We start from the raw sequence: 14,460 nt of genomic DNA, 5'->3' as shown, positions 1-14,460 counted from the left end.
GTTTGGGGCACATGGCTACACAGCATTTATGTCAGATATTACCCAGCCCCCCAATATGGACCTGTCCGAACCCCTGCGCCGCGCGCTGGGTGATCGGTATCTGACCTATGCGCTGTCCACGATCATGCACCGCGCACTGCCGGATGCCCGCGACGGGCTAAAGCCGGTACACCGCCGAATCCTGTTCGCGATGCGTGAATTGCGCCTATCTTCCAAAGGCGGATTCCGCAAGTCGGCCAAAATTTCGGGCGACGTGATGGGCAACTATCACCCGCACGGTGACGCCGCGATTTACGACGCGATGGCGCGTCTGGCGCAGGATTTCAACGTGCGCTATCCGCTGGTTGACGGTCAGGGTAACTTTGGCAACATCGACGGCGACAACCCTGCGGCCAGCCGCTACACCGAGGCGCGCATGACCGCCGTGGCCGAGGCGCTGCTGGACGGGCTGAACGAAAACGCGGTCGATTTCCGTGACAACTATGACGGCACGCTGACCGAACCGGTCGTGCTGCCCGCGCAGTTTCCCAACCTGCTGGCCAACGGTTCTTCGGGCATTGCGGTGGGCATGGCCACCAACATTCCACCGCACAACATCGCCGAGCTGTGCGATGCCTGCCTGCATCTGATCAAGACTCCAGATGCGCGAGACGACACGCTGCTGAATTTTGTCAAAGGCCCCGATTTCCCCACCGGCGGGATCATCGTCGAGCCACCCGAAAGCATTGCCGAAAACTATCGCACCGGCAAAGGCGGCTTTCGCCTGCGCTGCCGCTACGAAGTCGAGGATCTGGGTCGCGGGCAGTGGCAGATTGTCGTCACAGAGATTCCCTATCAGGTCCAGAAATCCAAGCTGATCGAAAAGCTGGCCGAGGTCATCCAGACCAAAAAGGTTCCGATCCTTGGCGATGTGCGCGACGAAAGCGCCGACGACATTCGGCTGGTGCTGGAACCGCGTTCGAAAAACGTCGATCCCGATGTGCTGATGGGAATGCTTTACCGCAATTCCGATCTGGAAGTGCGGTTCTCGATGAACATGAACGTGCTGATCGACGGCGTCACGCCCAAGGTCTGCTCGATGAAGGAAGTGCTGCGGGCCTTTCTTGATTTCCGCCGCGAAGTGCTGGAGCGGCGCAGCCTGCACCGCATGGAAAAGATCGACCACCGTCTGGAAGTGCTGGAAGGGTTCATTGTCGCCTTCCTCAATCTGGATCGTGTGATCGACATCATCCGCTATGACGACGAGCCCAAGGCCGCGCTGATGCGCGAAGACTGGGGCCGCGATCATGTGCGGGCGACGGACGAAAAAGACTATCAGTCGCCGCCCCTAGCCACCGAAGAATCGCTGACCGAAGTGCAGGCAGACGCGATCCTGAACATGCGTCTGCGCAGCTTGCGCCGTCTGGAAGAGCTGGAATTGCTGCGCGAGCAATCGGCCCTGATGGAAGAACGCGCAGGTCTTGAGGATCTTCTGGACAATCCGCATCTTCAGTGGGACGCGATCAGCGAACAACTGAAAGAAACGAAAAAGCAGTTTGGCAAGGACTGGGCAATTGGCGATACGCCGAATGCAGGTGCGCGCCGCACCACATTTGCCGAGGCCGGACAGGTCGAAGATGTGCCCCTAGAAGCGATGATCGACCGGGAGCCGATCACCGTTGTGTGCAGCCAGATGGGTTGGATCCGCGCGATGACCGGCCACATTGATCTGAACCGCGAACTGAAGTTCAAGGACGGCGACGCGCCGCGCTTTGTTTTTCATGCTGAAACCACCGACAGGCTGCTGGTCTTTGGATCAAACGGGCGGTTCTATACTTTGTCCGCCTCGAACCTGCCCGGCGGGCGCGGCATGGGCGAACCGCTGCGCCTGATGGTCGATCTGCCCAACGAGGCGCAGATCGTTGATCTGTTTATTCACAAACCCGACGCACGCCTGCTGGTTGCCTCTTCTGCGGGTGACGGTTTTGTAGTGCCGGAGAACGAAGTTGTCGCCCAGACACGCAGCGGCAAACAGGTGCTGAACGTGCGCGGCGATGTCTTTGCGCTGATCTGCAAACGGGTGACCGGCGATGCTGTGGCCGTGGTCGGCGAGAACCGCAAGGTTCTGGTCTTTGATCTGGACGAACTGCCCGAGATGGCCCGTGGCAAAGGCGTGCGTCTGCAAAAATACAAAGACGGCGGCCTGTCCGACGCCATCACCTTTACGCTTGCGGACGGTTTGACGTGGCTGGACCCTGCAGGCCGCACCCGTACCCAAGCGGAACTGACCGAGTGGCGCGGAAAACGCGCCGGTTCAGGCCGCATGGCACCTCGCGGATTTCCACGCGACAACCGATTCAACTAAAGGTATTCTTGCCATTGCAAGCCGTTGTATTGCTAGAACGGCGAACGCAGAATGCGCAGAAAACATGCGCACAAAGGCAAGCCTGGTTATAACGAAGGACATATAAAACAATGAGTGCGACCATTCACGGCCAGTATCATGGCAAAGCGGGGCCTTTGTTCTCGCTCTATTTCAAAACCGCAATTCTGACCCTGATTACGCTGGGCATCTATCGTTTCTGGGCCAAGACCCGCATTCGCAAATACATCTGGTCCGCGACAGCTGGCGACGGCGACAGCTTTGAATATACCGGCACCGGACTGGAAAAGCTGCTGGGCTTTCTCTTCGCCATCGTGGTGCTGGCGGTTTATCTGGGCATTGTGCAGATGGCGCTGTTCTACTTCGGCCTCAACCTGTTCTCCGAGCCGCGCAACGACATCGAAGTGATGGCGCAAGTTGGGGCGATTTATATCTCACTACTGGCAGTCTTGCCGCTGCTGTTGTTCGCCGTGTATCGCGCTCGTCGCTATAAAATGGCACGTACACGATGGCGCGGGTTGCGCTTTGGCATGGAGAACGGCGCGTGGGGATATGTCTGGCGGGCGCTGGGCCACGGGTTTCTGACAATCATCACTTTGGGCATTCTGTTGCCGCGCCAAACCTTCTGGCTGGAAAAATATATGACCGACCGCACATGGTACGGCGACGCCAGATTCGAACAGACCGGGCGCTGGCAATCTCTTTATCCGGGGCTCAAGCATGTGCTGTTCGCGGTACTGCTGATTGTAATCGGCAGCGCGCTTGCCGTGGTGGTCGAAATTCCTGTGTTGGCCGTGGTTTCGGTTCTGGTTGGCTATATCTGGCTGATCGTGGGGGGTGTCTATTACCGCATTTACGCATTCAATGTGCTGACCCGCGCCAAAATGCTCGACGGGGCTGTGACCTTTGATTCCGGCGCACGCACAGGCCGCGTGATCGGCATTACGCTGACAGGCATCGCTGCGATCATCGGCGCCGCGATCATCGGCTTTTTGTTCATGGGGCTGGTTCTGATGGCGACCCTAGGCATGAGCTTTGGCGCGTTGGGGGCGCTTTTTGGTGGCTATGCCAGCCCGGATGATTTCAACGCAGCCGGTGGTATTCTGGGCGGTATCGTGGTTGCTGTGCTTTACGTGGCGCTGATCCTTGCGCTGGGCGGGCTGTCGCTGGTGATGATCACACAACGCATCATCGACCATGTGGTTTCTTCCGTGGTGGTGGCCAACGCCCCGCATCTGGATCACATCAACCAGCGTGCCCCCGATCCCGGTGCCGACGCCGAGGGCTTTGCCGACGCGCTTGACATCGGTGGAGCGATCTAGGTGGAGGCGCAAGCGCGGTATTTCGATGGCGAAACAGGTCTGCGTCTTGACGTAGACCTGTCGATCGATCCTGCGGCGCTGATGCTGACCTTGCACCACCCCGATCTGCCGGGCGGTGTGCAGCACTGGCCGATGGGTGCGCTGCGTGCCTTGGGGGGGCAGGCGCGCACCGACCAGTTGGTGATCAGCCTTCAGGCCGCCCATTCCCATGACAGCGCGCTGATCGTTACGGCCCGTCTGACGGTGTTAGACCCGCAGATGGTTCAGGACATCACGCGGCTATGCCCCGACCTGCAGCGACGCGACATCGCACCGGGCACCACGCGGCGGGTGCTGACCCGTCTGGGGCTGGCGGCTGGTGCGCTGGCGGTGATGATCTTTGTCATCCTGCCCGCGATGGCCAGCACAATGGCCCTGATCATTCCAATCGAGAAAGAGGTCGCTTGGGGCAAGTCCATAGTGCGCCAGATGGAACGCTTCTTGGGCGGCAACGAGGCTGGCACGCTGGTCTGCTCCAGCCCCGAAGGGGATGCCGCACTGACCAAGCTGACAAATACGCTGACCACCTCTACGGGTGTCGAATATGACCTGAACGTCGTGGTGATGAACCACGAGATGGTGAATGCCTTTGCCGCACCGGGCGGCCAGATCGTTCTGGTAAACGGCTTGCTCGCTGCAGCCGAGACACCAGAAGCAGTTGGTGCTGTACTGGCGCATGAAATCGCCCACGTCGAAAACCGTGACAGCACGCGCGGTGCCTTGCGCGCGGCAGGATCGGCGGGGCTGTTGGGGCTGGTGCTGGGCGATTTCGCAGGCGGCACTGTCGCCGTGGCGATGGCCGAATGGATGCTCAATTCCAGCTACACCCGCGAGGCCGAGGCCAAGGCCGACCTTTACGCCCTGACCATGCTGGACAAAGCCGGTGTCACCACCGAAGGCTTTGCCGATTTCTTTGACAGTCTGGCCGATCTCGAAAGCATCATGCCCGATCTGCCTGTCTATATGTCCAGCCACCCCGAAACCGCTGCCCGCGCTGACGCCGCCCGCACTTTTGCCGCAACGCAGGGCCCGACAAAACCGCTTTTGACCAAGGCCGAGTTCAAAGCCCTGCAAGACATCTGCGACTGACCTCCCTTCATCTTGCCAGAAAAACTCCGGGGGAGGCGCATAGCGCCGGGGGCAGCGCCCCCGACCTTAAACCGCCTCAGCCGTCAGCCAGACACCGCCTTCGGGCCGCAGGGTCAGGATCATCACCGGCTCGGGGTCACGCCCCGCCACAGGTTTGAAGCGGAACCGTGATAGCAGTGTCGCCAGTATGATCACCGCCTCTTGCAGCGCAAAAGAGGCTCCGATGCAGATACGCGGCCCGTCGCCAAAGGGCAGATAGGCATAGCGGTCAATCGCCTTGCGGTTGGCAAACCGTTCGGGCCGGAAAGCGTCGGCGTCTTCCCACAACAGCTTTGACCGCCCCAACGCATAAATCGGGATCATCACCGTATCGCCGGGCAAAATCTCGCGTCCGCCCAGGGTGTCCTTTTTCAAAGCAGTGCGCGATACGATCCCCGCAGGTGGATACAACCGCAGTGCCTCGTCGACGATCTGGCGGATATAGGGCAGATCGGCCACGTCCTCGGCGCCTGCCGCGCGTCCTTGCAGCACCGATTGTGCCTCGGCGCGGGCGCGGTCCTGCACGTCTTGGTCAAAAGCCACCAGATACATCGACCATGCCAATGTCAGCGCGGTCGTCTCGTGGCCCGCTACGATAAAGGTCAAAAGGTTGTCGCGCAGTTCGGCGGTGGACATGGTGCGACCCGACTTGGGGTCTTCCCCTGCCAGCAGCAGGTCCAGCAAATCGGGCACCGCGCTGGTGCCGCGTGCGGCGCGATCTTCGATCGCCTTGTCCGCCACCGATTTCATTTCTTTCAGGGCTTTGCCCGACATCACCCGGCCCGGGCGCGGCACCCAGTCGGGAAAGCCCAGAATATCAAACAAAGAGATCTTGCCCGCCTCGGCGATATAGCTGTCGATGGCGTTGTGTACCCCGTCGCGGTCAAAAGTATCACCGCCCGAAAACGTCACATCGGCGATCACGTCAAAGGTTGTTGTCACCATCTCGTCCAGCAGATTCACCGCACGTGGCCCTGCCGCTGCGATCCGGTCGCAGGCCCGCTCGGCTGCGGCTGACATGATCGGTGCCAGCGCCGAGACGTTGCGATGCGAAAACACCGGTGCCGCCGTGCGTCGCTGCCAGCGCCAGTGCGCGCCTTCGGCGATGAACAGCGATTCTCCGATGGCGGGCTTCAGCAGGTTCTTGGTAACCAGAGATTTGGGGTATTGATCCAGCCGGTCCAGCAACATTTCGCGTATGGCCTGAGGGTCCATCACCATATGCCAGCGTTTGCCGGTCTTGCCTGACACCATTGGCTGGGTCGTTGCAATCTCAGGGATGATCGACAGCACGTTGCGCCGCGCCTCTTGCAGGCTTTTCAACAGGCCCCACGGCTCGCTGACCAATGGTACGCGGACAGGAAGCGGGCTTTGGGCGGCTTGTGGTAGAACCGTGTCGGGCATCGTGCTCTCCTTGTTCTACCATGATATAAGTGCATCTGCGCGGCCTGCAATCGCACAGCGGCCAATTGCGCCTGTGACGATCATCCGTTAGGCCTTGGCTGAACAATCCTTTTGGGAGGACTGCAATGCTGCGGCTTGCGATGATGATGTGTGTGATGGGTCTGCTGACGGCTTGTGGTGGCGCCAATGATATTAACGACAAACCCGTGCCGCTGGGCAATTTTAACCTGTTGCACAATGTCGTTGTCGCCCCGAAGGCGCAAAAAGGTCCGCTCAGCCGCGATGCCACAGAAGAGCAGCTGACGACCGCTGTGCAAAAAGCCATCGCCCAGCGGTTCGACCGTTATGACGGTAACAGCAACTATCACTTTGGTGTGTCGGTCGAAGGCTACGTGCTGGCCGCCCCCGGTGTACCTCTGGTGTTGTCGCCAAAATCGATCCTGATCATCAACTTGACGGTCTGGGACGATGCGGCGGGCAAAAAGTTGATGGACAAACCCCATACCATCACCGTGCTGGAAACATTTGGCACCGGCACGGTGGTCGGGTCGGGCTATACCCTGTCCGCCGAGGAACAACTGGAGCAATTGTCCGAAAACGTGGCCAAGGCGATCGAGCGTTATCTGGTTAAACAGATGAAAGAAGAAGGCTGGTTTGTCACGACCGGGGCTGGTCGGGTCAGCGCGGATGCGGACACGGCTGTACCAGAGGCGGCGATCGCTGCCGAGTAAGCCACGCAAAGGCCGCTTTGCATGCTGCGGACCGCGCGCGGAGATTTGTACCGAAACGCGGCAGATGTGTACATCTGCGCAACTCCAAAACCGTGAAGACCGCTTGATTTTCCTGCGCAATGGCAATACATGCCCCGCGGAACGCATTGGGTCTGCAAGGATTCCACTAACAAAAAGGGCGCCGAGACATGGCTAAGGAAAAGTTTGAACGCAATAAACCGCACGTTAACATCGGCACAATCGGCCACGTTGACCACGGTAAAACGACGCTGACAGCTGCGATCACCAAATACTTTGGTGACTTCAAAGCCTACGACCAGATCGACGGCGCGCCCGAAGAAAAAGCCCGCGGCATCACCATTTCGACCGCACACGTCGAATATGAAACCGAAGCGCGCCACTATGCGCACGTCGACTGCCCCGGCCACGCCGACTACGTCAAGAACATGATCACCGGTGCTGCCCAGATGGACGGCGCGATTCTGGTTGTGAACGCAGCAGACGGCCCGATGCCGCAAACGCGCGAGCACATCCTGCTGGGCCGTCAGGTGGGCATCCCCTACATGGTTGTCTACATGAACAAAGTGGACCAGGTGGACGACGAAGAACTGCTGGAACTGGTCGAAATGGAAATCCGCGAGCTTTTGTCCTCGTATGATTACCCTGGCGATGACATTCCGATCATCCCCGGCTCGGCTCTGGCCGCTATGGAAGGCCGCGACCCCGAGATCGGCGAAGAGTCGATCAAAAAGCTGATGGCCGCTGTTGACGAGTACATCCCGACACCCGAGCGTGCCGTGGATCAGCCGTTCCTGATGCCCGTCGAGGACGTGTTCTCGATTTCGGGTCGTGGTACAGTTGTGACCGGTCGTATCGAGCGTGGCGTGATCAACGTTGGCGACGACATCGAAATCGTCGGCATCCGTGACACCAAGAAAACGACCTGCACAGGCGTTGAAATGTTCCGCAAGCTGCTGGATCGTGGTGAAGCTGGTGACAACATCGGCGCCCTGCTGCGCGGTATTGACCGTGAAGGCGTCGAGCGTGGTCAGGTTCTGTGCAAACCCGGTTCGGTGAACCCGCACACCAAGTTCGAAGCCGAAGCCTATATCCTGACCAAGGATGAAGGTGGGCGTCACACGCCGTTCTTCGCGAACTACCGTCCGCAGTTCTACTTCCGGACGACAGACGTGACCGGCACCGTGAACCTGCCCGAAGGTACGGAAATGGTTATGCCCGGTGACAACCTGAAGTTCGACGTTGAACTGATCGCGCCGATCGCCATGGAGCAAGGCCTGCGCTTTGCGATCCGTGAAGGTGGCCGCACAGTGGGCGCCGGCGTGGTGTCGAAGATCACCGAATAAGCCGCTGAGCGGGCCACCGGCCCGCCATCGCTTCAATAGAAAAGGCCGCAGCACTAGCTGCGGCCTTTTTTGTGCGGTGTCGCTGCTGTGTTCTTCAAGGACGCAAGCTGTCGCGCGAAGGGGGTGCAAAAGGCTGTTGGTGGTTCGAGAGCGACGCAGACCATGTGCAAAAGGACCAGCCGCTGATGACTGACACAACGTCCCCCGCCGATCTTCGGCTTCGGGATTGCCCGAACTGGACCTATTTGCTGCGCGAGTTCGATGTGCTGTACCGCAACGGCACCGCAGGGGGCAGCCCGTCGATCCGCAGTCACCGCAAACGGGTGCGCGACAGGCTGTCGGCCTGTGTGGCATCCAACCCCGCGATTTTGTCCCGTCCGCACGAGGTTAAGCCTGTGACCGCACATTTCGCCCGTGCGCTGGATCTGGGTGAGCGGTCGGCGATGCAGGGCATGGCGCGGGCTTTGCGCGAAGTGCGCGGCGATCTGGCGTGGGAATATGGCTATGACAAGCTACCCAAGGCGCTGGCGCAGAAATACGCCTATTGCGAGGTTTTGGGCCCGAAGGGGCCGGTGCAGTCCGACGGGTTGATTTTGGGCTTTGTGCTGTTCGCGCCCGCCACCACCTATCCCCAGCACAGCCATCAGGACATCGAGGAAAGCTATATCTCTGTTTCGGGTGCGTGGTCTGAAAATGACACGGCCGTTTACGCGCCGGGGTCGTTGATTCTGAACCGTTCTGGCGACGAACATCGGATCACCACAGGAGAGCTGGACCCCTGTCTTCTGGCCTATGCGTGGACAGGTGCAGCAGGGCGGTTGGCCGAGCCGATGATGAAGCTTACGGCCACGCGCAAGGCAGGGGCGATCACGGCCAAATCACGTGGGCCATACTGAGCGGTTTGACACGAAAGAGGCCAGCGCGATGTCTGGCCTCTTTTCGAACGGTTTTGAAACCGGTCAAGCTGCGGCTTTGTTAACGCCGCCGGTGGCGATTTTCGTCATGTGGCGGTCGCCATCATACGTATCGTCCAGAAGTTTTTGCAGCTTGGCTGCGTCCTCGTCCAGACCAAGACGGTTGGCAAAGGCGACGACACTGCCGTAACCGGCAAGTGCATAGTGCACCATGCGCTGATACTGGGTGATGATCACCGCATCGCGCGCGTCGTGGTCGGAAATGTCGGCTTTGACGCCGTGGGCACGGGCTTCGGTTGCCAGACCTTCGGAAATGCCATTCACACCAGCGATCAAGGCTTTGCTCAGCTCTTTGTCTTTTGCGGCACGGCCCAGATCGGCGGTGGCTTCCATCGATTGGTTGCAGGCACTGTGCAGGTCTTGGAGTTGATCGAAATAGACGTCTTTGAGATTGTTAATGGTCACGGTGATCTCCTCATGTGATCTGTTTTGTTGGGTTCGGTGTCTCAACACATCGTGGCGCATTGCGGTTCCCGAGGGACGCTGCCGCGGGTGGCAATCCGCGCAAGCGCAGACCTGACCCTGATCCATCCCGCTATGCTGACCAAGAGGGCGCCATCTGCAGGCGCGCTGGTCGTAAAACCTGCGCTGGCGCATGCGGGTGTGACGTTCCTTGGCATTTGTGCTCAAATCGGACTTGCAATGCTGCCGCGTGCCGCGTAATCACGCAGCGATCGCGTAGGGGTATAGCTCAGCTGGTAGAGCGACGGTCTCCAAAACCGTAGGTCGAGGGTTCGAACCCTTCTGCCCCTGCCATCATTGTCCATACATCGGAAATACCGCCTTTGTTCTGCTGCAGTCTTGCCGCTGTGGCTGCGCATTTCGCCTTTATGTCGGCATGGTTCGTTCATCCTGTTCAAAAGGTTCTCCTATGTCCGATTCTGCCAAAGCGGGACTTGGTCCTGAAACCCTGTCGTTGATCCGTGAACTTGTATCCGGCGAAGCCGTCACCCTGCCACCCGAAGCGCCACGCGGGCCACTTGCGCACAGGATCGTGTCACCGCAGGAAGCATTGCCCGCGCGCAGGGGAGTGCCCGACGTTGTCACGCAGCGGTTTGCGCGCTTGCGGGCCTTGCGCCCCAGCCGTCGTCAGAGTGTTTGGGCCGCCGTTGCGTTGATCGTGCTGCTACGGCCTGCTTGGGTTGTGCTGACGCTGGTGCTGGGCGCGTTCGTGATGTTGGGCATGGTTGTGGCCTTTGGCGCTGATCGCGTCTGGTCCGGATCGGTTGGTTTATTGAAATGGTACACGGGCCGCGCGCCCGAACGTGGGGTGCGGCTGGCAGCACGCATTGACAGATTCGCCTGTCGCTGGGACAGTTTGCTTGACCGGTTTCCCGATGGCTGGGTCGATGGATTGTACTTGCCTGACCTGCAATCGCTGCTGGACGCCGAGGACCGGCACGATGCCGTTATGGCCACCCGTTTGCAGCGGATGCACGACCAGTTGCCTGACCGCGAGGCCACCGTTTGAACCCGCGGCCCCGCAAGGGGCCTTGAAATCACGGTCGCAGCCCGTTACATGGGCCGGACCAATCCGATAGGAGCCTATTATGGCCACCACCAATCCGCTACAGTTTATCCAGCAAGTGCGCACAGAAGTCAGCAAGGTCGTTTGGCCCACGCGGCGCGAGGTGATGCTGACCACTGTTATGGTGTTCATCATGGCGGCACTGGTTGCCGTGTTTTTTGCGCTGGTCGACATTCTGATCCGCGGTGGATTGCAGCAGATTTTGGGATTTTTCGGCTGAGCCTTTCGTGCTTTGTTGATCCCGGTCAAATGACCCACAAAACCGATCAAGGCCTTGAAACTCTGCGACTGTCGGAGTAGATGGCAACCCTGACCTGACAGAGGGCGTGCGGCGATTCGTGTTGCGCGCCGATTTTTTGTTCAGGTTGGTCAGGCTAAGTGTCTGAGAATTATCAAGAATTTGACACGTTGTCGTGTCGCACCAAGAGAGGCAGACGAGCTTATGGCGAAACGATGGTATTCGGTCAGCGTTCTTTCGAACTTCGAAAAGAAAATTGCCGAACAAATTCGTACAACCGCCGTCGAGCAGCAGCTCGAAGGTGAAATCGACGAAGTTCTGGTGCCGACCGAAGAGGTCATCGAGGTGCGCCGCGGCAAGAAAGTCACGACCGAACGGCGCTTTATGCCCGGTTATGTGCTGGTCCACATGGAGATGTCCGACCGCGGGTATCACCTGATCAGTTCGATCAACCGCGTCACCGGTTTTCTGGGCCCGCAAGGCCGCCCGATGCCGATGCGCGATGCCGAAGTGAACCAGATCCTGAACCGCGTTCAGGAAGGCGAAGACAGCCCGCGCACTCTGATCCACTTCGAAGTGGGCGAGCGCGTCAAGGTCAACGACGGTCCGTTCGAAGATTTCGACGGCATGGTCGAAGAAGTGGACGAAGATGCGCAGCGCCTCAAGGTGACGGTATCGATCTTCGGGCGCGAAACGCCCGTGGAACTGGAATTCACTCAGGTCACCAAACAGTCCTGAGTGCAAATTGTGGGAGGCGAGGGTGCCGCGGCATCCGGACCGGACCACACAACATAAAGCCCCAAGGGACGCGTCCTGCGGGGGTTGAGATAGGAGAAGGCCCATGGCCAAGAAACTCGTCGGCACTATGAAGTTGCAAGTGCCCGCCGGTCAAGCAAACCCATCCCCGCCGGTCGGTCCGGCGCTGGGTCAGCGCGGCATCAACATCATGGAATTCTGCAAGGCGTTCAACGCCAAAACCGCAGACCTGGAGCCCGGTGCGCCGTGCCCGACCGTGATCACGTATTATCAGGATAAGTCCTTTACGATGGACATCAAGACGCCCCCGGCGTCGTATTTCCTGAAAAAAGCGGCCAAGGTGAAGTCTGGTGCAAAAACGCCCAGCCGTGAAACCGTCGGTACTGTGACCACCAAGCAGATCCGCGAAATCGCCGAAGCGAAGATGAAAGACCTGAACGCCAATTCGATCGAAGCGGCGATGCAGATCATCCTGGGCTCTGCCCGCTCTATGGGCATCGAGGTGAAGTAAGATGGCAAAATACGGAAAACGCACCACCGCTGCTCGTGAAGCATTCGCTGGCAAAGAGAACCTGTCGGTTGAGGATGCCGTTGCGCTGATCAAAGGCAACTCCAAAGCCAAGTTTGACGAAACTGTTGAAATTTCGATGAACCTGGGCGTCGACCCCCGTCACGCTGACCAGATGGTTCGCGGCGTGGTTGGCCTGCCCAACGGTACAGGCAAAGACGTGCGCGTTGCTGTCTTTGCTCGTGGCCCGAAAGCCGACGAAGCCAAGGCAGCCGGAGCCGACATCGTTGGCGCCGAAGACCTGATGGAAATCGTGCAAGGTGGCAAGATCGAATTTGATCGCTGCATCGCAACACCCGACATGATGCCGATCGTTGGGCGTCTGGGTAAGGTTCTGGGTCCCCGCAACCTGATGCCGAACCCCAAAGTGGGTACGGTCACAATGGACGTGGCGGACGCGGTCAAAGCTGCCAAGGGCGGCGAAGTCCAGTTCAAAGCCGAAAAAGCGGGCGTCGTGCACGCTGGCGTTGGCAAGGTATCGTTCGACGCGGCCAAGCTGGCTGAAAACATTCGCGCCTTTGTTGGTGCCGTGGCCAAGGCGCGTCCCGCCGGTGCCAAAGGTACTTACATGAAAAAAGTTTCGCTTAGCTCCACTATGGGCCCGGGCGTGTCGGTTGACGTGGACAACGCTGTCACCGAATAAGCATTTCGGGGCGAGGAATACCTCGCCCTGTTACGAGATCCCGCGCAAGCGGGTTGGCGGGGACGCCTTTCGAGGTTCCCCCGTTCTGTCCGAGACGGAGGGTGGTTGCTGACGCATCCATAATTCCTTCCTGAGATGGGAAACGAGATTTGAAGGATCCGCATTGCGGTGATTTTGGCCTCGGTCCCTGAAACGGACCTAAGTGGTGGCCCCTCGGGGTTGCTGAATTGAGCCGGGGGGAAACCCCCATACTTGGAGTGAAACTGTGGATAGAGCCCAGAAAGAGAAAGTGGTCGAGGAACTCGGCCAAATCTTCGAAAGCTCTGGCGTCGTTGTGGTTGCCCACTACGCCGGTCTGACAGTTGCGAACATGCAAGAACTGCGTGCCCGTGCCGCCGAGCACGGAAGCGCAGTGCGTGTTGCCAAAAACAGGCTCGCCAAAATCGCCCTTGAAGGACAGCCTTGCGCAAGCATCGGTGAATTCCTGACGGGTATGACCGTTCTGACCTTCTCTGAAGATCCCGTGGCTGCGGCCAAGGTTTCCGAAGGCTTTGCCAAAGACCACGACAAATTCGTGATCCTTGGTGGTGCAATGGGTGAGAACGCTCTGGACCGGGCTGGTGTTACAGCTGTGTCGAAAATGCCTTCGCGCGAGGAGCTTATCAGCACCATCGCGGGCATGCTTGGCGCACCTGCAAGCAACATTGCCGGGGCCATTGGCGCACCTGCAAGCAACATCGCATCCATCTTGTCCACAATTGAGGACAAGGCGGCTGCATAAAGCAACGTCATACTGGCGTGTGGTTACCCCATCACGTTGGAACACACATATCGTAACGGAAAGAGCTGAACATGGCTGATCTGAAGAAACTGGCAGAAGACATCGTTGGTCTGACCCTGCTGGAAGCACAAGAACTGAAAACAATCCTCAAAGACGAGTACGGCATCGAGCCTGCAGCCGGTGGCGCAGTCATGATGGCGGGTCCTGCTGACGCCGGTGGCGCAGCTGAGGAAGAGAAGACTGAATTCGACGTCGTTCTGAAAAACGCAGGCGCATCGAAAATCAACGTCATCAAAGAAGTCCGCGGCATCACAGGCCTGGGCCTGAAAGAAGCCAAAGACCTGGTCGAAGCCGGTGGCAAGATCAAAGAAGGCGTGTCGAAAGACGAAGCCGAAGAAGTCAAAGCCAAGCTGGAAGCAGCTGGCGCCGAAGTCGAACTGGCGTAAGCCATTTCGTGGGGCCTGTCCCCGCGGTCTTAACTTAGGGCTGGATCCGGAATTTTCCGGGTCCAGCCGAACCTGTCTTGGCAAGGGCTTCCGAGGAAGCGTTTTCCAGGATGTGGTTTCAAAGGTCGGGAGGCACTCGGTGGGACGAGGGCCATGAATTGACCGAAACCCAACCA

General features: G+C 59.0%; 15 protein-coding genes and 1 tRNA gene. 14 read left to right on the top strand and 2 right to left on the bottom strand.

Translation table 11 applies throughout. The features are described from left to right. Positions 1-28: 28 nt before the first annotated feature. From SULPSESMR1_RS13055 to SULPSESMR1_RS13045, 3 genes are all read left to right on the top strand, one after another. Positions 29-2,344, top strand: coding sequence for a DNA topoisomerase IV subunit A (locus SULPSESMR1_RS13055; protein WP_089421211.1), 2,316 nt, complete (start codon positions 29-31; stop codon positions 2,342-2,344). Positions 2,345-2,454: 110 nt separating this feature from the next. Beyond that, positions 2,455-3,684 (top strand): YjgN family protein, encoded by a 1,230-nt coding sequence (locus SULPSESMR1_RS13050; protein ID WP_089421210.1) that lies wholly within the window; start codon positions 2,455-2,457, stop codon positions 3,682-3,684. Further along, a complete protein-coding gene (locus SULPSESMR1_RS13045; protein WP_089421209.1) occupies positions 3,685-4,812 on the top strand; it encodes a M48 family metallopeptidase in 1,128 nt (375 codons plus the stop codon). A gap of 66 nt (positions 4,813-4,878) precedes the next feature. On the opposite strand, the gene SULPSESMR1_RS13040 is transcribed toward SULPSESMR1_RS13045, so the two are convergent. Beyond that, complete coding sequence (locus SULPSESMR1_RS13040) at positions 4,879-6,255, bottom strand: cytochrome P450 (protein WP_089421208.1); 1,377 nt, start codon at positions 6,253-6,255, stop codon at positions 4,879-4,881. A gap of 125 nt (positions 6,256-6,380) precedes the next feature. Between SULPSESMR1_RS13040 and SULPSESMR1_RS13035 the strand changes: the two genes are divergently transcribed. The 3 genes from SULPSESMR1_RS13035 to SULPSESMR1_RS13025 all read left to right on the top strand — a co-directional run bounded on the left by SULPSESMR1_RS13035 (position 6,381) and on the right by SULPSESMR1_RS13025 (position 9,246). After that, positions 6,381-6,986, top strand: coding sequence for a hypothetical protein (locus SULPSESMR1_RS13035; protein WP_089421207.1), 606 nt, complete (start codon positions 6,381-6,383; stop codon positions 6,984-6,986). A 188-nt stretch (positions 6,987-7,174) separates the two neighbouring features. Then, on the top strand, positions 7,175-8,350 hold the full coding sequence (tuf, locus tag SULPSESMR1_RS13030) for an elongation factor Tu (RefSeq protein WP_089421192.1): 1,176 nt from the start codon (positions 7,175-7,177) through the stop codon (positions 8,348-8,350). A 185-nt stretch (positions 8,351-8,535) separates the two neighbouring features. Beyond that, positions 8,536-9,246 carry a dimethylsulfonioproprionate lyase family protein gene (locus tag SULPSESMR1_RS13025; RefSeq protein WP_089422324.1) on the top strand — a complete coding sequence of 237 codons (711 nt, stop codon included), beginning with the start codon at positions 8,536-8,538 and terminating at the stop codon, positions 9,244-9,246. A gap of 63 nt (positions 9,247-9,309) precedes the next feature. Here SULPSESMR1_RS13025 and SULPSESMR1_RS13020 read toward each other — a convergent pair whose 3' ends face one another. Next, positions 9,310-9,729 (bottom strand): DUF892 family protein, encoded by a 420-nt coding sequence (locus SULPSESMR1_RS13020; RefSeq protein WP_089422323.1) that lies wholly within the window; start codon positions 9,727-9,729, stop codon positions 9,310-9,312. A 275-nt stretch (positions 9,730-10,004) separates the two neighbouring features. Between SULPSESMR1_RS13020 and SULPSESMR1_RS13015 the strand changes: the two genes are divergently transcribed. The 8 genes from SULPSESMR1_RS13015 to rplL all read left to right on the top strand — a co-directional run bounded on the left by SULPSESMR1_RS13015 (position 10,005) and on the right by rplL (position 14,284). After that, a tRNA-Trp gene (locus SULPSESMR1_RS13015) sits at positions 10,005-10,080 on the top strand. A 115-nt stretch (positions 10,081-10,195) separates the two neighbouring features. Beyond that, complete coding sequence (locus tag SULPSESMR1_RS13010; protein ID WP_089421206.1) at positions 10,196-10,795, top strand: hypothetical protein; 600 nt, start codon at positions 10,196-10,198, stop codon at positions 10,793-10,795. 79 nt (positions 10,796-10,874) lie between these two features. Further along, positions 10,875-11,072 (top strand): preprotein translocase subunit SecE, encoded by a 198-nt coding sequence (gene secE, locus SULPSESMR1_RS13005; RefSeq protein ID WP_089421205.1) that lies wholly within the window; start codon positions 10,875-10,877, stop codon positions 11,070-11,072. 222 nt (positions 11,073-11,294) lie between these two features. Beyond that, on the top strand, positions 11,295-11,828 hold the full coding sequence (gene nusG, locus SULPSESMR1_RS13000) for a transcription termination/antitermination protein NusG (RefSeq protein ID WP_089421204.1): 534 nt from the start codon (positions 11,295-11,297) through the stop codon (positions 11,826-11,828). Between the two features lie 103 nt (positions 11,829-11,931). Beyond that, positions 11,932-12,357, top strand: a complete 426-nt coding sequence (gene rplK / locus SULPSESMR1_RS12995; RefSeq protein ID WP_089421203.1) for a 50S ribosomal protein L11 — start codon at positions 11,932-11,934, stop codon at positions 12,355-12,357. 1 nt (position 12,358) lies between these two features. Continuing rightward, positions 12,359-13,057 carry a 50S ribosomal protein L1 gene (rplA, locus tag SULPSESMR1_RS12990; RefSeq protein ID WP_089421202.1) on the top strand — a complete coding sequence of 233 codons (699 nt, stop codon included), beginning with the start codon at positions 12,359-12,361 and terminating at the stop codon, positions 13,055-13,057. Positions 13,058-13,322: 265 nt separating this feature from the next. Then, entirely contained in the window at positions 13,323-13,838 is a 516-nt protein-coding gene (gene rplJ / locus SULPSESMR1_RS12985; RefSeq protein ID WP_089421201.1) for a 50S ribosomal protein L10, read from the top strand. A gap of 71 nt (positions 13,839-13,909) precedes the next feature. Beyond that, complete coding sequence (gene rplL, locus SULPSESMR1_RS12980; protein ID WP_089421200.1) at positions 13,910-14,284, top strand: 50S ribosomal protein L7/L12; 375 nt, start codon at positions 13,910-13,912, stop codon at positions 14,282-14,284. The last annotated feature ends 176 nt before the right edge of the window (positions 14,285-14,460 follow it).

This window comes from Pseudosulfitobacter pseudonitzschiae (genome assembly GCF_002222635.1).
GTDB lineage: Bacteria > Pseudomonadota > Alphaproteobacteria > Rhodobacterales > Rhodobacteraceae > Pseudosulfitobacter > Pseudosulfitobacter pseudonitzschiae_A.
The sequence above is the reverse complement of the archived record's forward strand: the minus strand, read 5'-3'. Positions and strand labels throughout refer to the sequence as shown.